Below are 22,900 nucleotides of genomic sequence, written 5' to 3'. Positions count from 1 at the left end.
GCAGCCCCACATGTCACAAGTACAGCTTGTCAGCTGGCCGTGGCCAGCAGCAAATCCTGCACCGAGCGCGCCTTGCCACGGTGACGATCGTTTTCATACAGCGAGGCGGCAATCTCATCGGCCCGAATCGGCAGTACCGACAGCAAGGTGTCGCTCAACCCATGGCTGGCCTGGCTGAAGCCCTGGATATAGATACCGGCCTTGCAACGCTCGTCGGTGACGATCCGATAGTCGCGGGCCACTTCGAAGTCGCCCATATAGGCTTGCAGGGGCGCCAGCAGCTCGCGGTGCATCTGGCGCTCGTAGCCGGTGGCCAGGATCACCGCGTCGTAATGGCTCACGCGGGTGTCGCCGTTGGCGTTGTTGCGCAGTACCAGTTCGATGCCCAGCGGCCCGGCTGTGGCTTTCTCGACCACGGTCATGGTGCGGAAGGCCTGGCGGTTGATGCCAGAGACTTTCTGGCGGTAGAAAATCCCGTAGATGCGCTCGATCAGGTCCAGGTCGACCACCGAATAGTTGGTGTTCTGGTATTCGGCCACCAGGCGCTCACGCTCGGCGCCGACTTGCTGGAACACAAGGTCAGTAAACGCCGGCGAGAACACTTCGTTGACGAACGGGCTGTCATCCGCCGGTTTGAGCGCCGAACCGCGCAGGATCATGTCCACCTGCACCGACGGGAAGCTGTCGTTGAGGTCGATAAAGGCTTCGGCCGCGCTCTGCCCGCCGCCGATGATGGCAATGCGCATAGGTTTGCCCTCCACGCACGGCTGCTGGGCCATGCGCTCGAGGTATTGGGAATGGTGGAACACTCGGCCATCATCCTTGAGCGCCTTGAACGCCTCCGGCACACGTGGCGTGCCGCCGGCGCTGACCACCACCGAGCGGGTGGTGCGCACATGCTGTTCGCCCTGGGCATCACGGGAGATCACGCGCAGCGCTTCAACCTGCTGCTGGTTCAGGATCGGCTCAATGGCCAGCACTTCCTCGCCATACCGCGCCTGGGCCTGGAACTGCCCGGCGACCCAGCGCAGGTAGTCGTTGTACTCCATGCGGCACGGGTAAAAGGTGCCCAGGTTGATAAAATCCACCAGGCGGTCGTGGGCCTTCAGGTAATTGACGAACGAGTACGGGCTGGTGGGGTTGCGCAGCGTCACCAGATCCTTGAGGAACGAAATCTGCAGTTCGCTCTGGGTCACCAGGGTATTGCCGTGCCAGCGGTAGTCGGCCTGCTTGTCGAGAAACACCACGTCCAGTTTGCCCTGGGCTTTTTCACGCTCCTGCAGGGCGATGGCCAGCGCCAGGTTCGAAGGGCCGAAACCGATCCCGATCAGGTCGTGAACCGCGGGCGAAGCAATTGCCTGTGTCATTCCAGTGTCCTCTGGATAAGCCCCTTGGCGGTGGGGCGGGAATACCTGCAAAGCCTGAACAACAGGCCATGTGTTGATAGGAAACGAGGACAATGAAATAAAATTTAACTAATCTGCGATCAGTGCGCGTCCCACTCGCGCATGCGCACCCGGCAGTGCTTCATGGCATTAACGATATGTTTTTCCACCAGGCTGCGGGAAATGCTCAGGCGCTCGGCGATTTGCAGGTGAGAAAGGCCGTCGAGCTTGCGCAGCAGGAAGCTGTCGCGGCAGGCACTGGGCAGCTCGGCCAGGGCTCGTTCGAGCAGGGCCAGGCGCTGGGCCTGATCGTGACTGGCGTGGGGCGAACAGGTGGCGAAGCGCTCTTCACTGTCCAGCACCTCCAGGGGCTCGGATTGGCGCAGGGCATTGCGCCGATGGCCGTCGATCACCAGGTTCAGCGCGGTACGGTACAAAAATGCGCGCGGCTGTTCGATCGGCGTATCGCTGGCGCGCTCCAGCACCCGCACATAGGCGTCATGCACCACATCTTCGGCCACCTGACGGTTGCCCAGCTTGGCGTTGAGGAAACACACCAGCTCGCGATAGTAGTTTTCCAACATGACTCCCGACCGTCCTGGGAGGACGGCATCAGTTCCTTGAGTGCTAACGACGACAGGCCATGGATGATGGCAGTTTGAGTGTGTGCAATTTATAGTAATTCTCATCTACTTTTAAACAAGTCTTGCATCAGCCGTCGATTTTTTTATTCGACAGAGCTGTTACTACCTATGTAAGCGCCTAAATCGTCGGGCAATTTTCTCGTATAACTGTCAGCCCTCCGCAACTGCGGCCCACATTCCCGGCTGGAAACAACGCATGAAACGCCCTCGCCCCGCCCGACGCGCCCTGCTGGTTGTCGCGTGCCTGATTCTCATCGCTGCGCTGGCGGCCTGGCAGATACTGCCGCCGGGCCGCGACAGCCTCGCCACCGTCACCGTCACCCGTGGCAATATCGAAAACAGCGTCACGGCGCTGGGCACCCTGCAACCACGCCGCTATGTCGACGTGGGCGCACAGGCATCCGGGCAAATCCGCAAGATCCATGTCGAGGCCGGTGACCAGGTCGAAGAAGGCCAGTTGCTGGTAGAAATCGACCCCGCCACGCAGCAGGCCAAGCTCGACGCCAGCCGCTATGCCATCGACAACCTCAAGGCCCAGTTGCAGGAGCAGAAAGCCCAGCACGAACTGGCGCGCCAGAAATACCAGCGCCAGCAGCGCCTGGTGGCCGGTAACGCCACCCGCGAAGAAGACGTGCAAACCGCCAAGGCCGAGCTGAGCGCCACCCAGGCACGGGTCGACATGTTCCAGGCGCAGATCCGCCAGGCCCAGGCCAGCCTGCGCAGCGACGAGGCCGAATTGGGCTATACCCGCATTTTCGCGCCGATGAGCGGCACGGTAGTGGCGGTAGACGCGCGCGTCGGCCAGACCCTCAACGCCCAGCAGCAAACCCCGCTGATCCTGCGCATCGCCAAGTTGTCGCCGATGACTGTATGGGCCGAGGTTTCCGAAGCCGACATCGGCCACGTCAAACCCGGCATGACGGCCTATTTCACCACGCTCAGCGGCGGCGGCCGGCGCTGGACCAGCACCGTGCGCCAGATCCTGCCGATCCCGCCCAAACCCCTGAATGAAACCAGCCAGGGCAACGGCAGCCCCAGCAGCACCAGCAAAAGCGGCAGCGGCCGTGTGGTGCTGTACACGGTGTTGCTGGATGTGGACAACGCCGACAATGCCCTGATGGCCGAAATGACCACCCAGGTGTTTTTTGTCGCAAGCCAGGTCAAGGATGTGCTCACCGTGCCGGTCGCGGCCTTGCTCGGCAGCCACGGCACCGACAAGCAAACCGCCCGCGTGGTGGCAAAAAACGGCTCGATCGAAGAGCGCGACGTGCGCCTGGGCATCAGTGACCGTTTGCGCGTCGAAGTGCTGGACGGCCTCAGCGAGGGCGATCACGTGTTGATCGGCCCAGCCGACGGCAACGGGGGTTGAGTTGACCACGCCGCTGATCGAACTCAAAAACATCCGCAAATCCTACGGCGGCGGCGACAGCCCGCAGGTCGATGTGCTGCGCGGGATCGACCTGTCGATCCATGCCGGGGAATTCGTCGCCATCGTCGGCGCCTCCGGCTCCGGCAAATCCACGCTGATGAACATCCTCGGCTGCCTCGACCGCCCTTCCGAGGGCGACTACCTGTTCGCCGGCGAAAACGTCGCGCACCTGGGCAGCGACGAACTGGCCTGGCTGCGCCGCGAAGCCTTTGGTTTTGTGTTCCAGGGCTACCACTTGATTCCGTCTGGTTCGGCCCAGGAAAACGTCGAGATGCCGGCGATCTATGCCGGAATTAGCGCCACCGAGCGGCATGCCCGCGCCAAAGCCCTGCTCACGCGCCTGGGCCTGGCCGACCGCACCGCCAACCGCCCGCACCAACTCTCCGGCGGCCAGCAGCAACGGGTGTCGATCGCGCGCGCCCTGATGAACGGCGGCCATATCATCCTCGCCGACGAACCCACCGGTGCCCTCGACAGCCACAGCGGCGCCGAGGTGATGACCCTGCTGGACGAACTGGCGAACCAGGGCCATGTGGTGATCCTGATTACCCACGACCGCGAAGTGGCGGCGCGGGCCAACCGTATCATCGAGATCCGCGACGGGCTGATCATCAGTGACTCGGCGCACAGTGACACCCATGTGCCGGTCACCGCCAACAGCGACGCGCTGCAAGCCGTCGACCTGCGCCAGCGCCTGGCCGACGGGGCCGAGCACAATGGTGCCTGGAAAGCCGAACTGCTCGATGCCATACGCGCAGCCTGGCGGGTGATGTGGATCAATCGCTTTCGCACCGCACTGACGCTGCTGGGGATCGTGATTGGCGTGGCGTCCGTGGTGGTGATGCTGGCCGTCGGCGAAGGCAGCAAGCGCCAGGTGATGGCGCAGATGGGCGCGTTCGGCTCCAATATCATTTACCTCAGCGGCTCATCGCCCAACCCGCGCACGCCGCCGGGTATCGTGACCCTCAACGATGTCGCGGCACTGGCGATGCTGCCCCAGGTCAAGCGCATCATGCCGGTCAACGGCAACGACGCCGGGGTTCGTTTCGGCAACCTGGACTACTTGGCCTATGTGGGTGGCAACGACGTCAACTTCCCCGAAATTTTCAATTGGCCGGTGGTCGAAGGCAGCTATTTCACTCAGGAAGACGAGCGCGCCGGCGCGACAGTCGCGGTGATCGGCCACCGTATCCGCGAAAAGCTGTTCAAAAACGTCGCCAGCCCGATCGGCCAATACATCCTGATCGAAAACGTGCCCTTCCAGGTCATCGGCGTGCTCGCCGAAAAAGGCTCCGCCTCCGGCAATAAAGACAGCGACGACCGGGTCGCCATCCCCTACACCGCCGCCAGCGTGCGCCTGTTCGGCACGTACAACCCCGAATACGTGGCGATCGCCGCCGCCGATGCACGCAAGGTCCGTGAGGCTGAAATGGCCATTGATCAGCTGATGCTCAAGCTGCACAACGGTAAGCGTGACTACCAGTTGACCAACAACGCCGCGATGATCCAGGCCGAAGCCCGCACGGCCAACACGCTGTCGCTGATGCTCGGCTCGATTGCGGCGATTTCCCTGCTGGTAGGCGGGATCGGTGTGATGAACATCATGCTGATGACGGTGCGTGAACGCACCCGCGAAATCGGTATTCGCATGGCCACCGGCGCGCGCCAGCGCGACATCCTGCGCCAGTTCCTCACCGAGGCGGTGATGCTCTCGGTGGTCGGCGGCCTGTTCGGCATCGCCCTCGCGCTGCTGGTGGGCGGCGTGCTGATACTGGCCGAGGTGGCGGTGCAATTTTCCCTGGTGGCGGTGTTTGGCGCGTTTGGCTGTGCGCTGGTCACCGGTGTCGTATTCGGCTTTATGCCGGCCCGTAAAGCTGCCCGGCTCGATCCGGTTAAGGCGTTGACCAGTGAATAAACGATCTTCCCTGCTGGGCCTGTGCCTGTTGCTCAACGCCTGTACTGGCAACCCGCCGAGTGTCGACAGCGGCCTCGCGCCGCCGCCCGCCTGGCAGTACGCCGAACGCGATGCCACCCAGGCGACCAACCAACGCTGGTGGACACACTTCGCCAGCCCGCCGCTCAACCGCCTGATCGACCAGGCGCGACGCGACAGTTATGACGTGGCCGCCGCCATGGCACGGGTGCGCCAGGCCCAGGCGAGTGCGGTGATTGCCGGTGCGCCGTTGCTGCCCGAGGTCAAGTTCAACCTCACCGCCAGCCGTGAAAAGCTGCTGCGCGGCAGTGGCAACGCCTCGTTGGACGCCACCGACAGCAACAAGACCGTCGACAGTTTCGGTGCCAACCTCACCGCCAGCTATGAACTGGACTTCTGGGGCGGCCGCGTTGCCGCCCGCGACAGCGCCCTGCAAAGCCTGCGCGCCAGTGAGTTTGACCAGGCCACCGTGGAACTGACCCTGCTCAGCAACGTCGCCGACCGCTACGCGCAAACCCTCGCCGCGCAGCAACGCCAGCAGATCGCCGAGCTGAACCTGGCGAATGCGCGCAGTGTGCTGAACCTGGTGCAAACCCGCTACGACGCAGGCGCAGCCACCGCCCTGGAGCTGGCCCAACAGAAAAGCCTGGTGGCCGGCCAGCAACGGCAATTGCCGCTGATTGCGCAGGTGGCCGAAGAATCGCGGATCACCCTCGCCGCCCTGCTCGGTCAGCCGGTACAAGCCCTGGACCTGGGCACCGAGCCGTTCCAGGCGCTGACCTGGCCAACCATTGGCCCGGGCGTGCCGAGCCAATTGCTCAGCCGCCGCCCCGACCTGGCCCGCGCCGAGGCGCAACTGGCGGCGGCCAATGCCGACGTCACCGTGGCACGCGCGGCGATGCTGCCCAGCGTGACTCTGGGCGCGACAGTCGGCTCCGGCGCCTATAAAGCTGAAGATATCCTGCGCAGCCCGTTCTACAACCTGACCTCGGGGCTGGTGGCACCGATCTTCAACAATGGCCGATTAAGCGCCGAGCGCGACAAGGCCCGCGCCCGCCAGGACGAGCTGCTGCAAACCTATCGCGGCGCCATCATCAACGGCTTTGCCGATGTGGAGAAAGCCCTCAGCAGCATCACGCGCCTGGACCAGCAGCGCCAATGGCAGGCCGAAGAACTGCAACAGGCCCAGGCCGCCTTCCAGATCTCCGAGAGCCGCTACCAGGCAGGCGCCGAGGACTTGCTGACGGTGCTGGAAACCCAACGCACCTTGTACGCCGCCCAGGACTTGAACGTGCAGCTGCGGCTGTCACGGCTGCAAGCCAGCATTGCCTTGTATAAAGCGCTGGGCGGCGGCTGGAATACGGATATCCGACAATAAAACTGTAAACTCCTACACAAAGCGTTTATTCGCCCTACATTCTTTGACCCTGGGTCCTTGGTAAAAAAGCCGCCCTCACACGGCAGCCCGGACCCTCTTGATGAAACCCAGCGTTCTGGTAAAAAACCTGGCGTGTATCGGCCTCTGGCTGATCGCGGGCCAGGCGTTGGCCGAGCCGCTGATCGCGCCCACCGCGATCGACTGGCTGCTGGATTGCCCCTTCCCCGCCCAGGAGCGGCCGGACCCCGAGGTGCTGGAACGCACCCAATGCGCCAGTGTGAGCGTGCCACGCGACCATGCCGCGCCCAAACGCGGCAGCGTGCGCCTGGCCCTGACCCGCGTGGGCGCGCGCCAGCCGCTCAGCCGTGAAGGTGTGGTGTTTATCCAGGGTGGCGAGCCGCCAAAGGGCCAGGGCGCGACCTTCGCCCTGCACCTGACCAGCCGTTGGGAGTCCTATGCCACCCAGGCCTATCGCACCTTGACCAACCGCTATGACGTGATCGAACTGAGCCCCCGTGACCTGAGCCAAGCCAATGGCGTTGAGCAAGCGGCGCGCGACATGGAGTATGTGCGTGCCCAGCTCGGCGAGGCCCAACTCAATTACCTGGGCAACGCCCAGGCCACCCGCCTTGGCAGTCGTTATGCCGCGCTGTTTCCCGAGCGCGTCGCACGCATGGTACTGGTCAATGCCGAGCAGGCCGAGCCGGTCGCCGCGGGCATCGAGCAATTGCTGCTCAAGGAGCCGGCCCGCCCTGGCACCGGCGCCGGGTGCATCAACCGCTGGGTCGGCGATTTTCTCGTATTCGGGAAACAGCCGCCCGCGTCCACACGCTGCCTCGACCTCGGCAGCTGGGAATAACCCGCGCATTTGCGACCACTTCAGGCCGAAAACGACACCTTGCGTTGACGCTCCGGTTCAATCGTTATTAAGTGCTATTAATCCGCATTAATAGGATCAATAGAACAGCATGCTCAGCCGCCCGCTACGACGCAAACGCCAGAAGCTTTCCGATGTGATTGTCGAGTCGGTCAAACGCTCGATCGTCACCGACGCGCTCAAGCCCGGCGACCGCCTGCCTACCGAGCGCGAGTTGATGGAAAGTTTCCAATGCTCCAAAGGCTCGGCCCGTGAAGCACTCAAGGCCCTGGAAGTGGAAGGCTTGGTGAGCACACGCACCGGCCCCAGTGGTGGCGCGTACCTGAACCAGGCCGGCACTGAACCGGCCAGCCGCGCGTTGCGTAACTACCTGCACTTCCAGCACCTGGATGGCGAGCAGGTGTACCAACTGCGCAAGGTCATCGAGGTAGAACTGGCAGTGTCGGTGCTGGGGCGCTTGAGTGAAGACGACTATCAAGCCCTGCAAGACAACGTGGATTTTTGCAGCGCCCCCGAAGACAGCGAAGCCGGCCAACGCGAACAGCGCCTGGCCGAGTTGGAATTTCACAACCTGCTGGCCAAGGCCTGCCCCAACCCGCTGCTGAGTTTTATGGCGCAGTTTCTCAACGACCTGCTGCGCGACCTGGTGGTGCTGAAAAAAGCCTACAAACCCAAGCGCAAACAGTTCGACGCGGCCAACCTCGATTACCACAAGCAGCTGCTGCAGGCCTTTCGGGCCGGGGATGAAACCGCCGTGCGCAACTTGATGCATGAACATATGTGCGACGCCGAACACCACATGACGGCACTGGAAGGCCAGGTCAGCCCGCACTTTCTGTTGGAGTTTGATCACTCTTAAGCACACCCAGGATCCCAAACTGCACACCTATTCAATGTGGGAGCTGGCTTGCCTGCGATGCAGACACCTCGGTGTTTCTGTCAAACCGGGTCGATGCCATCGCAGGCAAGCCGGCTCCCACACTCGACCCGGTTCCAACCGTTAGACCGCTTCACTCAATTCAATAACAGGCCTGACCACAGGCCCTTGCTCCACCGTATCGCCCTTGCCGCTCCTGCCAATAACTAAACCAGGGAGTCACCCCATGCAGCGTCGTACGTTGTTGAAAGCCAGTCTCACCGCCGCCGCCGCGCTCAGCCTCCCGCTGAGTGTGCGCTCTGCATTCGCCGCCGAGCCTTTTACCTTTTACGGCCTCAAGTCCATGTCCGGCGCGTTTGCCAGCTATGGCAAATTTGCCGACATGGGTTCGCGCCTCGCGGTGGAACAGCACCCCGAAATTCTCGGCCGCCCGCTCAACTACAAGGTCATCGACACCGAAGGCAATGCCGGCAAAGCCGTGCGCAAGGTCCAGGAGGCTATCCAGCAGGACGGCGCACGGTTCTTCCAGGGCTGCACGCTGTCGTCCTCGGCGCTGGCGGTGGCCAAGGAAGTCGACAAGGTCGGCGGCGTGTTCATGACCCCGGTGGGCGCCGATGAAGTCACCGGCAAAGACTGCAACAAGGCGACCTTCCGCTGGTCGGTACCCACCTACGGCGCGATCCGCGAAACCATGCTGCCGCTGATCAAGCTGCTGCCCGACGCCAAGCGCTGGTACACCATCACCCCGCAATACGTGTTTGGCGAAGCCTTGCTCGAAGGCGCGAAAACCGTGCTCAAGGACAATGGCCTGGAGCACGTCGGCAATAGCTACCACTCGTTGCAGGAACAGGAATTCTCCGGCTACCTGACCAACGCCATCGCCGCCAGGCCCGATGTACTGGTGCTGCTCAACTTCGGCAGCCAGTCGTCCAACACCCTGCGCCAGGCGGTGAACTTCGGGATCAAGGAGCGCATGAAAGTGCTGCTGGTATGGTCCGCCGGGCTCGACCAGTTCCAGGAACTGGGCAGCGACGTGCTCGAAGGCGTGTACCTCGGCGCCCAGTATTGGCACCAGGTCGACACCCCGCTCAACCGTGAACTGGTCAAGCTCACCCAGGCCAAATACGGCATCAACCCCACCTACCCGCTGGCGGCTGATTACATCAGCACCAAAGTCATGCTGGAAACCATCATCAGCACCGGCAGCTTCGACGGCCCGACCGTGGCCAAAGCCCTGCAAGGCTTGAGCTACGAAGGCCCGACCGGCAAGGAGTCGATCCGCGCCGGCGACCATCAGGTGATCAAGGATTACTACCTGCTGATCGGCAAAGCCGCCGGCGACATGGCCGACAAGGACGACCTGGCCAAGGTGCTCAGCGCCGGGCAATCGTTCCCGCCGGTCGAGGCGACGGGCTGCACGCTCGCCTGATCCTCTGAATTGCTTAGCGCAGGGCCGCGTGAGCGGCTGCCTGCCGAGGGTTTCTGCATGCTTAATCTTTACCTGTTCCAGATCCTCAACGGCCTAGGGTTGGGAATGATCTACTTCCTGATCGCGGTCGGGCTGACGATCATTTTCGGCCTGCTCAACTTCGTCAACTTCGCCCACGGCGCGTTCTTTCTGCTGGGAGCGTACATCTGCTACACCGCCGTAAGCCTCACCGGCAACTTCTGGCTGGCGCTGCTCATTGCACCGCTGGTGGTGGCCGCGCTGGCGTGGGTGATCGAGCGATTATTGATCCAGCGGATTTACCACTTGCCACACATGTTCCAGATCCTGGTGACCCTGGGGATCGCGCTAATCATCCAGGAAGCCAGCGTGATGATCTGGGGCCCGGTGGGCAAAAGCGTCGCCGTGCCGGAACTGCTGCGCGGGGTGCTGGTGGTGGGTGATTTCGTCTACCCCTACTACCGCCTGTTCCTCATCGTGTTTTCCGCGCTGATCGGCCTGGCCTTGTGGCTGCTGCTGGAGCGCACGCGCTTCGGCGCCCTGGTGCGCGCCGGCAGTGAAAGCACCGAAACCGTGTCGCTGCTGGGCACCAATATCTTCCGTCTGTTTTCCATGACCTTTGCCCTCGGCGTGGCCCTGGCCGGTGTTGCGGGTGTGCTGTTTGCGCCCTTGCGCGGCGCGCAACCCTTTGTCGGCCCGGAGATCCTTGGCGTGGCCTTCGTGGTGGTGGTGATCGGCGGCATGGGCTCGTTCAGCGGTGCGCTGGTCGGCGGTTTACTGGTGGGCGTGGTGCAAAGCCTGATGACCACACTCTGGCCCCAAGGCGCGAGCCTGATGATCTACGGCGCGATGGCTGTGGTGATTCTGGTACGCCCTTACGGCCTGTTCGGGAGAGCCTGACATGAGCGAGAAAAACCCCCTGCCGTTTGCCAAGACCCAATCCAAGGCCATGTTGCTGTGGGTGCTGGCGGTGCTGATCGGCTTGCCGTTGATCCTGCCCTCGGCGACCCTGGCCACCGAGATCCTGATCTTTGCCCTCGCCGCGCTGGCCTGCAACCTGTTGCTGGGCTACACCGGGCTGTTGTCGTTCGGCCAAGGCATCTTCTTTGGGGCCGGTGCGTATTGCGCGGCGCTGCTGATGATCCACTTGCAACTGGGTTTGTTCAGCGCATTGCTCGGCGCCGCCCTTGCCGGCGGTTTCCTGGCGTTTCTGGTCGGTGCGCTGGCGATCCGGCGCACCGGCATTTACTTCGTGATGCTCACGTTGGCGTTCAGTCAGATGGCCTACTTTGTCGCCTACACCTTGAGCGACTGGACCGGCGGCGACAACGGCCTGCTCAGCGTGCCGCGTCCGGAGATCCGCATCGGTGACACCGTGCTGCTGTCGCTGGCCGACGCCCGAGTGTTCTATGGCTTTGTCGCGGTGCTGTTCCTGCTGATCTTTATCGGCGCGCGCCGCGTGATCGCCTCGCCGTTCGGCAGCACCTTGATGGCGATCCGCGAAAACGAAACCCGCGCCTCGGCCATCGGCTATGACACGCGGCATTTCAAGATCCTGGTGTTCGTGCTGTCCGGCGCGGTCACCGGAATCGCCGGCGCGCTGTACGCCATGCTGCTGCACTTTGTGCCGCTGTCGAACATCGACCTGGCGATGTCCGAGAACATCCTGATCATGACCATCGTCGGCGGCACCGGCTCGCTGTTCGGCTCATTGCTGGGCGCAGGCTCCATCGTGCTCTTGGGGGATTTCCTCTCCGACCTGTGGCCGCGCTGGCTGATGCTGCTGGGCGTGATCCTGATCTTCGTGGTGATCTTTATGCGCGGCGGTTTGTGGGGCGGCCTCGCGTCGTTGTTCGAACGGGTACGCGGCAGCCGCAAGAGCGCCGCCGTCGCCAAGGAGGAAGGGCTATGAGCATCCTGTTGGAAACCAAAGACCTGGAACTGGCCTATGGCGCGTTCCATGCGGTCAACGGCGTCAACCTCAAGGTCGAAGCCGGCACCATTCACACCATTATCGGCCCCAACGGCGCGGGCAAGACCAGCCTGTTTCACTGCCTCACCGGCGAGCGCCAGGCCACCGCCGGGGCGATTCATTTTGACGGCAAGAACCTGATGCGCAAACCGGCCCACGGCCGCGTCGGCCTGGGCATGGCGCGCTCGTTCCAGCTCACCAGCCTGTTCCAGAACCTCAGCGTACGCGAAAACCTGCGCCTGGCCGCCCAAGGCCGCGACGGCGCGCGGGCGCTGAACTTCTGGCGCCGCGTCGACAGCAAGCGCGAGCATCTGGAGATGGCCGATCAAGTGTTGGAACGCCTGCAACTCACCCGTCGCGCCGACACCCTGGCGGGCGAGTTGTCCCACGGCCAGCAACGCGTGCTGGAAGTCGGCATGTCGATCTGTTCCAAACCCAAACTGCTGATGCTCGACGAACCCACGTCGGGCATGGGCATCGATGACATTCCGATCATGACCCAATTGATCAGCGACCTAGGCCGCGACCACACGGTGCTGTTGATCGAACACAACATGAGCATTGTCATGTCCATCAGCCAACGCATCACCGTGATGAGTCACGGTCAGATCCTGGTGGAGGGCACGCCGGCGTTTGTGCGTGCCGATGAGCGTGTGCGTACGGCGTATCTTGGGGAGGCTGCCTGATGCTGATTGTCGAGAATATCCATTCCTACTATGACAAGAGCCATGTGCTCGAAGGCGTGTCGCTCACGGTCAATCCCGGCGAACTGGTGACGCTGCTCGGCCGCAATGGGGCGGGCAAGACCACCACGCTGCGCAGCATCCTCGGGATTATCTGCCCGCGCCAGGGCCAGATTCACTTCAACGGCCAGGCGCTGGTGGGCCAGAAGATCTTTGAAATCGCCCGTCAGGGTTTGGCGCTGGTGCCGGAGAACCGCGGGATTTTCCGCCTGCTGAGCGTCGAGGAAAACCTGCGTATCGCCGTGCGCAAGACCAGCCGCTGGCAGCTTGAAGACGTGTACGGCATGTTCCCACGCCTCAAGGAGCGGCGTAAAAACGCCGGCCACGCGCTGTCCGGCGGCGAGCAACAAATGCTCGCCATTGCCCGTGCGCTGCTCAACGACCCCAAGCTGCTGATCCTTGACGAGCCCACCGAAGGCCTGGCGCCGGTGATCGTCGACGAGTTGGTGAAGATCCTGCGCAAGGTCAAGGACGACGGCCTGCCGGTGTTGCTGGTGGAACAGAACCTGATGGTCTGCGACAAGCTTGCCGACCGTCATTACGTGCTCGAACAGGGCCGCGTGGTGTACGAGGGCAGCGCCGCTGACTTCCGCGCCGACCCGACCATCAAGAACCGCTACCTGGCCCTGAGTGCCTGACCGGAGATTTGCACATGAATAGTTTTGCGCAACCGCTCAAGAGCAATGCCCCGCTGATCAACCGCGACCGCTTGTGGCAATCGTTGATGGACCTGGCCCAGCTTGGCGCGACAGTCAAAGGCGGCGTGTGCCGCCTGGCCCTTACCGACCTCGACCGCCAGGCCCGCGACCTGTTTGTGCAATGGTGCGAGGCCGCCGGGTGCAGCGTCAGCGTCGATGCCATCGGCAATATTTTTGCGCGCCGCCCAGGGCTTGATCCGACGCTGGCGCCGGTGATGACCGGCAGCCATATCGACACGCAGCCCACCGGCGGCAAGTTCGATGGCTGCTACGGCGTGATGGCCGGGCTGGAAGTGATCCGCACCTTGAATGACCTGAATATCCAGACCCAAGCCCCCATCGAGGTGGTGGTGTGGACCAACGAAGAAGGCTCGCGCTTCCCGCCGTGCATGATGGGTTCCGGGGTGTTTGCCGGCAAGTTCGACTTGCAGGACACCCTCGACAAACTCGATGACCAGGGCGTGTCGGTGGGCGCCGAATTGCAGCGCATCGGCTACGCCGGTTCGCGCGCGGTACTCGGCCACCCGGTCGGTGCGTATTTCGAGGCGCATATCGAGCAAGGCCCGGTGCTGGAAGACCGCGCCACCACCATCGGCGTGGTCATGGGCTGCCTCGGCCAGAAATGGTTCGACCTGACCCTTACCGGCGTCGAAGCCCACGCCGGCCCGACGCCCATGCACCTGCGCAAGGATGCCCTGGTGGGCGCCGCCGAAGTGATCAGCGCGGTCAACCGCATCGCCCATCAACAGCAACCGCACGCCTGCGGCACGGTTGGTTGCCTGAACCTGCACCCCGGCTCGCGCAATGTGATTCCCGGCCAGGTGAACATGACCATCGACCTGCGTCACCTGCATGCCGACAAGTTGCAAGCGATGGTCGATGAAGTGCGCGGCGTGATCGAAGCCACCAGTGCCCGGCATGGCCTGACCTTTGAACTGACACCCACCGCCGACTTCCCGCCGCTGGACTTCAACCCGGCCTGCGTCAACGCGGTGCGTGATGGCGCCCAAGCGCTGGGCTTGAGCCATATGGACATCGTCAGCGGCGCCGGGCATGACGCGATTTTTGTCGCCGAACTCGGCCCGGCCGGGATGATCTTTGTGCCGTGCGAGGGTGGCATCAGCCATAACGAAATCGAAAACGCCGCGCCGGATGACCTGGCGGCGGGCTGCGCGGTGTTGCTGCGCGCCATGGTCAACGCGGCTCAGGGAGACGTGGCATGAGTGAGATTGGCCAACTGACGGCGGTGCAACTGCTGCAGCATTTTCGCAACAAGACCTTGTCACCGGTAGACGTCACTGAAGACGCTCTGCTGCGGATTGAACGCTATAACCCGGTGGTGAACGCCTATTGTCACGTAGACCCCGAAGGCGCACTGAACGCTGCGCGGGCCTCGGAACAACGCTGGTTGAACGGTGAACCCTGCGGCGCACTGGACGGCGTGCCAGCGTCGATCAAAGACCTGACGCTGACCATTGGTATGCCGACGCGCAAGGGTTCGCGCACCACCTCTGCCGAAGGCCCGTGGGAGGTGGATGCGCCCTTCTCGGCCTTGATGCGCAAGGCCGGCGCGGTGTTGCTGGGTAAAACCACCACGCCAGAATTCGGCTGGAAAGGCGTCACCGATAACCCGCTGTACGGCATCACGCGCAACCCGTGGGACATACGCACCACCGCGGGCGGTTCGTCGGGTGGCGCCGGTGCGGCGGCGGCGCTGAACCTGGGCGTATTGCACCAGGGCAGCGATGCCGGGGGTTCAATCCGCATTCCCTGTGCGTTCACCGGCACCTTCGGCATCAAGCCAACCTTCGGCTATGTGCCGCAGTGGCCGGCCAGTTCCATGACAATTTTGTCGCACCTGGGGCCGATGACGCGCACCGTGGAAGACACCGTGCTGATGCTGCAAACCGTGGCCCAACCGGATGCGCGCGATGGCCTGATCGGGGCGCCGCGCAATACACCGTGGTTATCGGGCGCTATGGATTTGAAGGGGCTGCGTGTGGCCTACAGCCCCACGTTCGGCTATGTGGAAGTGGACCCGCAAGTGGCTAAAGTGGTTGCCCAGGCGGTTGAAGGCCTTGTGCAACTGGGGGCGCATGTCGAGCAGATTGATCCCGGCTTCAGCGACCCGCTGGAATTGTTCAGCACCTTGTGGGCAGCCGGCGCGGCGCGCCTGACGGGCTCCATGAGTGATGCGCAAAAACACTTGCTCGACCCCGGTTTGCTGCGTATCGCCCAGCACGGCCAGCAGTTGAGCCTCGGCGCTTTTAACGACGCCCTTGAAGCACGCGCGGCGTTGGTGGCGAGGATGGCGGCGTTTCATGAGCATTACGACATATTGGTCTCGCCGATGATGCCGATTACCGCCTTCGAAGCTGGGCATAATGTGCCGCCGGGTTCGTCGATGAAAGAATGGATGGAGTGGACGCCGTTTACTTATCCGTTCAATTTGACCCAACAACCGGCGGCGTCGGTGCCCTGCGGGTTAGCCGCAAATGGCTTGCCGGTGGGCTTGCATGTGGTGGGTGCGCGGTTTGCGGATGAGCAGGTGTTGAGGGTGTGTCAGGCCTATGCCAACGCCTTCCCTACCGAACACCTTGAGGCGCCGCGCGGGCTCTGAACCGTGCATGTGCGGTGGCATCCGGCTTATAATCCGCGCTTCTTTTTTTGTTGCGCGGATTGTTTCAGATGCGATTTACAAGAGCTTTTCTGGCGAGTGCAGTGCTCGCCGTCTTGCCGGTTATGGTCCATGCCACAGCGTTGGACTTGAGCTACGAAGCGCCTGTGCTTGAGGCGGTGCCACACGATGCACCGGCGACGGCCAAATCGCTGTTTCCGGTTCAGACCCAGGCGCCGGTGACGTTCGAGTACAAGTGCAAGGGGCCGCGTTGTCAGTATGAGGATGACCTGGAGCAGCGGCACGAAGATCAGACCACGCAAAGTTGGTCCATCGGGGTTCACTAGGGTTCGGCCTGCCTTGAGCTGAAATGCAATCAACTGTGGGATGTGGTTAGTTTGCGATGGCGGTCTTTGGGTGGTGTACATATCCGTTGCTGCGGTAACGGCTGCTATTGGTTCCGCTCTTACAGCGGGTCACTTTTGGAAAGACCCAAAAGTAACCAAAAAGTCTTCGCCCCAACACTCGGTGCCTCGCTGTGGCTCGGCATGCCCGCAATCCGACAGTGATTTGGGGGCTAAACCGGCATCCCTGCCGGTTTACCCCCCAAATCACTGTCGAATTCCGGCCATCGTGTTTGACGGGGCGATTTCAGATCAAGATCAAAAGCGCAGATCAAAAGACCGCTGACTTCGTCATCGAAAAGGATGTAAGGGCCACAGCAACAGCAACAGCAACAGCAACAGCAACAGCAGAGCCATACTCGGTCAAAGGTGGGAGCTGGCTTGCCTGCGATAGCATCAACTCTGTGTACCTGATGTACCGAAGTGTCTGCATCGCAGGCAAGCCAGCTCCCACAGAAAAGCAGCTCTTCAGTGTATGCAAATCCGCAGCCGACCTCATATTCAAAACTGCATGCGATCAACTGTGGGAGCGGGCTTGCTCGCGAATGCGGTGGGTCAGTTACAGATGAATTGACTGGCACACCGCATTCGCGAGCAAGCCCGCTCCCACATTTAGACCCCGTTGCATCAGTTAGATAGGCTTTTGCCTTGCACTTGATCTGGCTCTTGCTTCAACCACTCAGGTCGGCTTTCAGGCCGCCGTGCTCTGCTTTTGATCTTGATTTTGATCTTAGGCGCCCCGTCAACCACGATGGCCGAACGCAGGCTTGAATCCGTGGGTAACCCGGCAGGACGCCGGGTTAGCCGCGCTGGGCCAAGGATGGCCCATCGCGGCGGCCCACGGATTCAAGCCGGAGTGAGGGCACACCGAGCCTAGGCGAGGTGCCGAGTGGTGGGGCACAGACCTTTTGGTTACTTTTGGGGCGTTTGCCAAAAGTGACCCGCTGTAAGAGCGGAACCATAAGCCGCCGTGACCTAAATAACGGATATACACCCAGCCCCCCAGCCCCCCAACACCCCCCCACACCCCAGTCCCAAGCACATTCCATTACACTGTCCCCCATTCATCCCCGGGGGCTTCATGGACATCGAACTGGCACGCACCTTCCTCGAAATCACCCGCTGCGGCAGCCTGGCCGCGGCCGCCGAGAAACTGCACGTCACCCAGACCGCCATCACCGCACGGGTCAAGAGCCTGGAGAGCCAGTTGGGCAGCACGCTGTTCGTGCGCAACCGCGCAGGCGCCAGGCTCACCGCCGATGGCGAGGCGTTTGTGGTGTACGCCAACCAACTGCTGCAAACCTGGGAAGCCGCCAAGCGCGACCTGCCGCTGCCCGATGGCTACCGCAATGTGCTGCACATCGGCGGCGAGGTCAGCCTGTGCAACCCGTTGATGCTCGGCTGGGCCAAGGCCTTGCGCGAACAGATCCCCGGCCATGCGCTGCGCACCGAAGTGCGTGAAGGTGAATACCTGTTACGCCAACTGGAACTGGGCGTGCTGGATGCCGCGCTGGTATTCCAGCCGCAATACTGGCCAGGCCTGCAGGTCGAACAAGTGCTGGAAGAAAAACTGATCCTGGTGCAGTTAACCAGCAAACCCGCCCCTTACGTGTATATCGACTGGGGCCAGGGCTTTCGCCAGCAACACGACGCCGCGCTGCCCGAAAAGGCCCGCGCCGCGCTGAGTTTCAACCTCGGGCCGCTGGCCTTGCAGTACATCCTGGAAAACGGCGGCGCCGGGTACTTCCGCACGCGGGTGGTGCAAAGCTACCTGGACAGCGGCGTCATGCAGCGCGTGCCGAAAGCGCCGGAATTCAGCTTCCCGACCTATCTGGTCTACTCACGGGCGCGGGATTCGGCGATCTTGCAGCAGGCGCTGGGGCTGCTGCGCGAAGTGGTCAAGGCCGAAAGCGACTGGTCACAACGCTGGGACCCGCTGATTTGAATCACCCTACGCCCGCGCGCATGCTAGCCTGCGGATGTTTCCCAGCGCAGCCTTACCGATGAACAAGAAAAAGTCCGTCACCATCAGCGACATCGCCAAGCGGGTGGGCATGACCACCATCACGGTGTCCCGCGCACTGAGCAAGCCCGACCTGGTCAAGCCCGCCACCCTGGCGCGCATTCTCGAAGTGGCGCGTGAGCTGGACTACGTGCCCAATGCCTTCGCTCGCGGGCTCAAGCGCAGTGAGAGCCTGATCATCGGTGTGATCACCGCCTCGGTCGACAACCCGTTCTACAGTGAGATGATCAAGGCGATTTCCCGCGAGGCGAAGCAGCACGGCTACACCATCATGCTGGTGGACACCGATGAGCTGGAAGAACTCGAAAGCAAGGCCGTCGATACCCTGCTGGGCTATCGCGTGGCGGGCATCATCTTGTCGCCGGTCTCCGACGAGCCCAGCTACCAGCCCGACTACCTGGAGCGCCTGGGCAACGGCAAAACCCCGGTGGTGTTGCTCGACCGTACGCTCCACGACAGCCCGTTCAGCCGCGTGGTGCTCGACAACTACCACAGCGGCATCCAGGCCGCGCACTACCTGTTGCGCAACACGCCGGACCTCAAGCGCCTGCTGGTACTCACCGGCCCGGAGCATTCACGTATCACTGTGGAGCGCCTCAAGGGGCTGCGCGAAGTGCTGGCTGAGCACCCCCATATTCAGGTCGAAGTGCAGGCCGGTGACTACACGCTGATGCCGTCTTACCTGCACACCCTCGACTACCTGGCCGAACACTCCGCGCCCGATGCGATCATGGGCTTTAACCAGTTGATCACCCTCGGCGCCCTGCGTGCATTGCGCATGCACAACATCGCCCACGACAGCCTGACCATCTGCGGCATCGACCGCCTGCCCTTCGCCGATATCTTCGGCGTGCCGATCGCCTGCGTGGCCCACGACGCCTCACTGGCCGGCAGCAGCGCGGTACGCCTGCTGCTTGACCGCTTGCAAGACCCGCACAAGCCACGGGACAAAGTGGTGATCGCCGGCGTGCTGGAAAACGGCTAGCGGCTGGTGTAGCCCCCATCGATCGGCAGGCTCACGCCGCTGATCATGCTGGCGGCATCGCTGAGCAGGAACAGCACCGGCAGCGCGACTTCCACGGTTTGCGCGAAACGCCCCAGCGGAATGGCCGCCAGCGCCGGGTCGCGTTTGGCCGGGTCAGACCAGGCCTTGGTCGCCATGGGCGTGAGTGTGACCGTGGGGTTGACGCTGTTCACACGAATGCCAAAGCGCCCCCACTCGGCGCACTGCACGCGGGTAATCGCGTCCAGTGCGGCCTTGGAGGCGCAGTAGCCGAGGTGATCGTCCAGCGCCACCAGCGAGGCTTGGCTTGAGACATTGACGATGCTGCCGGGGATGTTGGCTTCGATCATTTTTGCCGCCACTCGGCTGGCGACCTGGGCGGCGGCGCGAGCGTTGACCTGCATGACCTGATCGAACGCCTCCGCGCTGATGGCGGCGGCGGGTTCCAGGCGTGAGATACCGGCGCAGTTGACCAGGCCATGCAGTGGCGGCAAGTCGGCCAGGGCTTTATCCAGGGCGATGCTGTCGGCGATATCCACGCATAAGCTGTTGCAGCCCAACTGTGACAAGGCTTGCGCGTCGCGGCCGAGGGCGAACACTTCGGCACCGGCAGCAATCAGCTGTTGGGCGATTTCGCGACCGATGCCGCTGCTGGCGCCGGTGACGAGGATGCGCTGGCGGGTGAAGTTGAAGGTGGTGGTCATGGTCACTTCTCGATAGACAATGAAGATCCCTGTGGGAGCTGGCTTGCCTGCGATAACAGCGTGTCAGCCAGCACATCTGGCACTGATACACCGCTATCGCAGGCAAGCCAGCTCCCACATTTTTGATCTGTGTTGGGTCAGTTGGTTTGCAGGTTGTGCATGATCGGCTTGAGGGCGGGATACAGCTTCAGGTACTCGGCAAACGCCCGGTCATATGTCATGACATTTTCGCGTTTGGGCTGCGCCCGCAGTTCCAGCTGCACCCAGCCTTTGTCCATCTCTTCATCACTCACCAACCCCACCGTGTGCGCCGCCAGCAACGCCGCGCCCAAGGCCGCTTCCACCTCCTGCACAATGGTGTAGACCGGGTAACGCGTAACATCGGCAATAATCTGCATCCACAAATCCGAATGGCTCGCGCCGCCCACCACAATCAAGCGTGGGTCCAGCGAATGTGCGCCCTGGGTACCGGCTTCAATGTTGTGGCGCAGGGCAAAACTCACGCCTTCAAGCACTGCGCGGTACAGGTGAATACGGCTGTGATACAGGTTCAGCCCGACGAAACTGCCACTGGCGCGGTCATCCCACACCGGGCTGCGTTCGCCCATCAGGTACGGCAAAAACAACAAACCTTCGCTGCCCGCCGGAACCTGGGTGGCGCTCTGCTCCAGCAACACCAGGCTGTCCTGGCCGCTGGCCTGGGCCTGTTGTTCTTCGGCCTGGCAGAACTGCTCGCGAAACCAGCTGACCGACGCCCCGGCGGTGATCGCGCCGCCAAAGATGTACAGGTCCCGATGGCCGTTGTAGACATGCGGCATGCTCACCAGGCCATGGTGTGCGTCGACGTGCTGGTTCAGATAGCCCCAGCACATGCTGGTGCCGATCATCGCCACATGGTTGCCCGGCTGCGTAACACCCGCCGCCAGCGTGGCCATGGCTGCATCCACACCGCCGGCCAGGATCGGCGTACCGGCCTGCAAGCCCAAGCGCGTGGCCCAGCTTTCAAGCAAGCCGCCCACCACCTCACCGGAATACACCAGCCGCTCGGGCATCATGGCCTGTGGAATGCCCAGTGCATCAAGCATCTCGGCGGACCAGCCGCGCGCCTTCACGTCGTAAACCCCGCCAATATTGCCGGCGCTGCTATGGTCCACCGCCAATTCGCCGGTAAGGCACCCGTTGATATAGCTGTTGGGTGGCAGCAGGTAACGCGTCTCGGCCCACACCTGCGGCTGATGCTGCTTGAGCCAGAGCATCTTGGTGAAACCGTAGTAGCTGTCCACCGAGTTGCCGGTAATTTCGAACAAGCGCTCCAGGTCCAGGTGCTCACGCACCCATGCCACCTGTTCGCCAGCGCGGCGGTCCATCCAGATCAGGCACGGGTGCAGCGGCGTCATCTGCGCGTCAACGGCAATCCCAGAGCCGCCGTACAGGCTGCTGATGCACAGCGCCTTGACCTGCCCGGCCGCCACGCCGGATGTGGCCATGCACTGCGCCACACACGCCTCGACCGCCGCCAGCCACACCTGCGGCCATTGCTCGGCCCAGCGCACTTTCGGGGTATCGACGCGATACCCCTGGCTGTGCTGGGCGATGATCGTACCTTGACCATCCACCAGCAGCGCCTTGGTGCTCTGGGTTCCTATATCGACACCCATTACATAGTTCATAGATCAAATCACCGGCTTCAACAGCACCTTGATCGATTTGGTCGAGTTGGCCAACGCAAAGGCCTCGGCAAAATCATCCAGCGGGAAGTCATGGGTAACGATGCCCTTGGACGTCACCAGGCCACGCTCGAACAGGTCGATAGCGATCGGGTAGCAATACGGGCCCAGGTGCGCGCCGCGTACGTCCAGCTCCTTGCGGTCGCCGATGATCGACCAGTCGACGCTGGTTTCGGCGCCAAACACACTGAACTCGACAAAACGCCCGAGCTTGCGGATCAGGTCCAGACCCTGGGTCACGCCCGCCGGCACGCCCGTGGTTTCGATGTACACGTCGCAACCATAGTTATCGGTGAGGCCGTTGATGATCTCGCGGGCATTGTCGCGGGACGGGTTGATCACCACATCGGCGCCGAACTGCTTGGCCAGTTCCAAACGCTCGTCGACCATGTCGATCACCACCAGTTTTTTCGGGGTTTTCAGCGCGGCGACCTGGACCATGCACAGCCCCAGCGTCCCGGCCCCGGCGATCACTACCACGTCGTCGAGCTGGATTTCGCCACGGTTGACGGTGTGGATCGAACACGCCATCGGCTCCACCAGCGCCGAGTCTTCCAGCGACACCGACTCGGGAATCTTGTGCACGATGGCGGTCTTGGGAATGCGCATGTACTGGGCCATGCCGCCTTCGGCGACTTCACGCTGGAAGCCGAAGATATTGTGCACTTCGCACATCCAGTACTTGCCCGACTTGCAGAAGCGGCACTTGCCGCACGGCACGATCTGCTCGGCAATCACCTTATCGCCCACCGCCACTTCAAAGTGCTCGCCGGCGCCCTCGCCCACTTCTTCCACGTAGCCGAAAAACTCGTGGCCCGGCACCACCGGCGCCTTGACCCACGGGTTATCGCCGCCCCAGAACATCGCCGCGCCGGAATGGCATTTGCAGTCACTGGCGCAGATGCCGCAGGCGGCAATGCGGATCACCAGTTCATTGGGGCGCGCCTTGGGTTTGCCGATGCGTTCCAGGCGGTAGTCTTTGGGGCCGTGGCAGACGACGGCTTGCATCTCGGTGTGCTTGTCCATGTGTTCGGTCCTT

At 62.6% G+C, this 22,900-nt stretch carries 20 protein-coding genes; 15 read left to right on the top strand and 5 right to left on the bottom strand.

The features are described from left to right. Window positions 1–29 precede the first annotated feature (29 nt). Together QF043_RS09470 and QF043_RS09465 are read right to left on the bottom strand one after the other, a co-directional pair. The gene (locus QF043_RS09470) at window positions 30–1,367 is read right to left on the bottom strand and encodes a lysine N(6)-hydroxylase/L-ornithine N(5)-oxygenase family protein (protein WP_307418294.1); all 1,338 of its coding nucleotides are present in this window, start codon (window positions 1,365–1,367) and stop codon (window positions 30–32) included. Between the two features lie 119 nt (window positions 1,368–1,486). Further along, window positions 1,487–1,969: a sigma-70 family RNA polymerase sigma factor gene (locus tag QF043_RS09465; RefSeq protein WP_056861347.1), complete on the bottom strand. Its 483-nt coding sequence runs from the start codon at window positions 1,967–1,969 to the stop codon at window positions 1,487–1,489. A 256-nt stretch (window positions 1,970–2,225) separates the two neighbouring features. On the opposite strand from QF043_RS09465, the gene QF043_RS09460 reads away from it, so the two are divergent. The 15 genes from QF043_RS09460 (at window position 2,226) to QF043_RS09390 (ending at window position 19,412) form a co-directional block, all read left to right on the top strand. Beyond that, a complete protein-coding gene (locus tag QF043_RS09460; protein ID WP_307418293.1) occupies window positions 2,226–3,398 on the top strand; it encodes an efflux RND transporter periplasmic adaptor subunit in 1,173 nt (390 codons plus the stop codon). 1 nt (window position 3,399) lies between these two features. Continuing rightward, complete coding sequence (locus tag QF043_RS09455; RefSeq protein ID WP_307418292.1) at window positions 3,400–5,373, top strand: MacB family efflux pump subunit; 1,974 nt, start codon at window positions 3,400–3,402, stop codon at window positions 5,371–5,373. Continuing rightward, window positions 5,366–6,769 (top strand): efflux transporter outer membrane subunit, encoded by a 1,404-nt coding sequence (locus tag QF043_RS09450; RefSeq protein WP_307418291.1) that lies wholly within the window; start codon window positions 5,366–5,368, stop codon window positions 6,767–6,769. The genes QF043_RS09455 and QF043_RS09450 overlap by 8 nt, the downstream gene beginning before the upstream one ends. Window positions 6,770–6,869: 100 nt before the next feature. Continuing rightward, entirely contained in the window at window positions 6,870–7,628 is a 759-nt protein-coding gene (locus QF043_RS09445; protein ID WP_307418290.1) for an alpha/beta fold hydrolase, read from the top strand. A gap of 109 nt (window positions 7,629–7,737) precedes the next feature. Continuing rightward, on the top strand, window positions 7,738–8,505 hold the full coding sequence (locus tag QF043_RS09440) for a FadR/GntR family transcriptional regulator (protein WP_307418289.1): 768 nt from the start codon (window positions 7,738–7,740) through the stop codon (window positions 8,503–8,505). Between the two features lie 244 nt (window positions 8,506–8,749). After that, a complete protein-coding gene (locus QF043_RS09435) occupies window positions 8,750–9,952 on the top strand; it encodes an ABC transporter substrate-binding protein (RefSeq protein WP_058422319.1) in 1,203 nt (400 codons plus the stop codon). A 57-nt stretch (window positions 9,953–10,009) separates the two neighbouring features. Then, window positions 10,010–10,870, top strand: a complete 861-nt coding sequence (locus QF043_RS09430) for a branched-chain amino acid ABC transporter permease (RefSeq protein ID WP_056861341.1) — start codon at window positions 10,010–10,012, stop codon at window positions 10,868–10,870. 1 nt (window position 10,871) lies between these two features. Beyond that, window positions 10,872–11,882: a branched-chain amino acid ABC transporter permease gene (locus QF043_RS09425; protein WP_307418288.1), complete on the top strand. Its 1,011-nt coding sequence runs from the start codon at window positions 10,872–10,874 to the stop codon at window positions 11,880–11,882. After that, on the top strand, window positions 11,879–12,628 hold the full coding sequence (locus QF043_RS09420; protein WP_307418287.1) for an ABC transporter ATP-binding protein: 750 nt from the start codon (window positions 11,879–11,881) through the stop codon (window positions 12,626–12,628). The genes QF043_RS09425 and QF043_RS09420 overlap by 4 nt, the downstream gene beginning before the upstream one ends. Next, window positions 12,628–13,323, top strand: a complete 696-nt coding sequence (locus tag QF043_RS09415; protein WP_307418286.1) for an ABC transporter ATP-binding protein — start codon at window positions 12,628–12,630, stop codon at window positions 13,321–13,323. Before QF043_RS09420 ends, QF043_RS09415 begins: the two co-directional genes overlap by 1 nt. Before the next feature lie 14 nt (window positions 13,324–13,337). Next, window positions 13,338–14,606: a Zn-dependent hydrolase gene (locus QF043_RS09410; protein ID WP_307418285.1), complete on the top strand. Its 1,269-nt coding sequence runs from the start codon at window positions 13,338–13,340 to the stop codon at window positions 14,604–14,606. Continuing rightward, window positions 14,603–16,003: an amidase gene (locus tag QF043_RS09405; protein ID WP_307418284.1), complete on the top strand. Its 1,401-nt coding sequence runs from the start codon at window positions 14,603–14,605 to the stop codon at window positions 16,001–16,003. Before QF043_RS09410 ends, QF043_RS09405 begins: the two co-directional genes overlap by 4 nt. Window positions 16,004–16,071: 68 nt before the next feature. Next, entirely contained in the window at window positions 16,072–16,347 is a 276-nt protein-coding gene (locus QF043_RS09400) for a hypothetical protein (protein WP_307418283.1), read from the top strand. A 1,138-nt stretch (window positions 16,348–17,485) separates the two neighbouring features. After that, window positions 17,486–18,349, top strand: coding sequence for a LysR family transcriptional regulator (locus QF043_RS09395; protein WP_307418282.1), 864 nt, complete (start codon window positions 17,486–17,488; stop codon window positions 18,347–18,349). 58 nt (window positions 18,350–18,407) lie between these two features. After that, window positions 18,408–19,412, top strand: coding sequence for a LacI family DNA-binding transcriptional regulator (locus QF043_RS09390; protein WP_307418281.1), 1,005 nt, complete (start codon window positions 18,408–18,410; stop codon window positions 19,410–19,412). On the opposite strand, the gene QF043_RS09385 is transcribed toward QF043_RS09390, so the two are convergent. The 3 genes from QF043_RS09385 to QF043_RS09375 form a co-directional block, all read right to left on the bottom strand. Next, the gene (locus QF043_RS09385; RefSeq protein WP_307418280.1) at window positions 19,409–20,134 is read right to left on the bottom strand and encodes an SDR family oxidoreductase; all 726 of its coding nucleotides are present in this window, start codon (window positions 20,132–20,134) and stop codon (window positions 19,409–19,411) included. The two genes, QF043_RS09390 and QF043_RS09385, sit on opposite strands and share 4 nt — an antisense overlap. A gap of 137 nt (window positions 20,135–20,271) precedes the next feature. Beyond that, complete coding sequence (locus QF043_RS09380) at window positions 20,272–21,804, bottom strand: FGGY-family carbohydrate kinase (protein WP_307418279.1); 1,533 nt, start codon at window positions 21,802–21,804, stop codon at window positions 20,272–20,274. 3 nt (window positions 21,805–21,807) lie between these two features. Then, window positions 21,808–22,887, bottom strand: coding sequence for an alcohol dehydrogenase catalytic domain-containing protein (locus QF043_RS09375; protein WP_056861332.1), 1,080 nt, complete (start codon window positions 22,885–22,887; stop codon window positions 21,808–21,810). Between the last annotated feature and the right edge of the window lie 13 nt (window positions 22,888–22,900).

This window comes from Pseudomonas sp. W3I7, assembly GCF_030816095.1.
GTDB lineage: Bacteria > Pseudomonadota > Gammaproteobacteria > Pseudomonadales > Pseudomonadaceae > Aquipseudomonas > Aquipseudomonas salomonii.
Note: the sequence above shows the minus strand (reverse complement) of the source record. Positions and strands in the feature narration are given on the sequence as shown.

Excerpts from the sequence above, each read along its gene's own strand:
- QF043_RS09470 (WP_307418294.1), bottom strand. The coding sequence starts at position 1,367 with ATGACACAGGCAATTGCTTCGCCCGCGGTTCACGACCTGATCGGGATC.
- QF043_RS09465 (WP_056861347.1), bottom strand. The coding sequence starts at position 1,969 with ATGTTGGAAAACTACTATCGCGAGCTGGTGTGTTTCCTCAACGCCAAG.
- QF043_RS09460 (WP_307418293.1), top strand. The coding sequence starts at position 2,226 with ATGAAACGCCCTCGCCCCGCCCGACGCGCCCTGCTGGTTGTCGCGTGC.
- QF043_RS09445 (WP_307418290.1), top strand. The coding sequence starts at position 6,870 with ATGAAACCCAGCGTTCTGGTAAAAAACCTGGCGTGTATCGGCCTCTGG.
- QF043_RS09440 (WP_307418289.1), top strand. The coding sequence starts at position 7,738 with ATGCTCAGCCGCCCGCTACGACGCAAACGCCAGAAGCTTTCCGATGTG.
- QF043_RS09435 (WP_058422319.1), top strand. The coding sequence starts at position 8,750 with ATGCAGCGTCGTACGTTGTTGAAAGCCAGTCTCACCGCCGCCGCCGCG.
- QF043_RS09430 (WP_056861341.1), top strand. The coding sequence starts at position 10,010 with ATGCTTAATCTTTACCTGTTCCAGATCCTCAACGGCCTAGGGTTGGGA.
- QF043_RS09425 (WP_307418288.1), top strand. The coding sequence starts at position 10,872 with ATGAGCGAGAAAAACCCCCTGCCGTTTGCCAAGACCCAATCCAAGGCC.
- QF043_RS09420 (WP_307418287.1), top strand. The coding sequence starts at position 11,879 with ATGAGCATCCTGTTGGAAACCAAAGACCTGGAACTGGCCTATGGCGCG.
- QF043_RS09415 (WP_307418286.1), top strand. The coding sequence starts at position 12,628 with ATGCTGATTGTCGAGAATATCCATTCCTACTATGACAAGAGCCATGTG.
- QF043_RS09410 (WP_307418285.1), top strand. The coding sequence starts at position 13,338 with ATGAATAGTTTTGCGCAACCGCTCAAGAGCAATGCCCCGCTGATCAAC.
- QF043_RS09405 (WP_307418284.1), top strand. The coding sequence starts at position 14,603 with ATGAGTGAGATTGGCCAACTGACGGCGGTGCAACTGCTGCAGCATTTT.
- QF043_RS09400 (WP_307418283.1), top strand. The coding sequence starts at position 16,072 with ATGCGATTTACAAGAGCTTTTCTGGCGAGTGCAGTGCTCGCCGTCTTG.
- QF043_RS09395 (WP_307418282.1), top strand. The coding sequence starts at position 17,486 with ATGGACATCGAACTGGCACGCACCTTCCTCGAAATCACCCGCTGCGGC.
- QF043_RS09390 (WP_307418281.1), top strand. The coding sequence starts at position 18,408 with ATGAACAAGAAAAAGTCCGTCACCATCAGCGACATCGCCAAGCGGGTG.
- QF043_RS09385 (WP_307418280.1), bottom strand. The coding sequence starts at position 20,134 with ATGACCACCACCTTCAACTTCACCCGCCAGCGCATCCTCGTCACCGGC.
- QF043_RS09380 (WP_307418279.1), bottom strand. The coding sequence starts at position 21,804 with ATGAACTATGTAATGGGTGTCGATATAGGAACCCAGAGCACCAAGGCG.
- QF043_RS09375 (WP_056861332.1), bottom strand. The coding sequence starts at position 22,887 with ATGGACAAGCACACCGAGATGCAAGCCGTCGTCTGCCACGGCCCCAAA.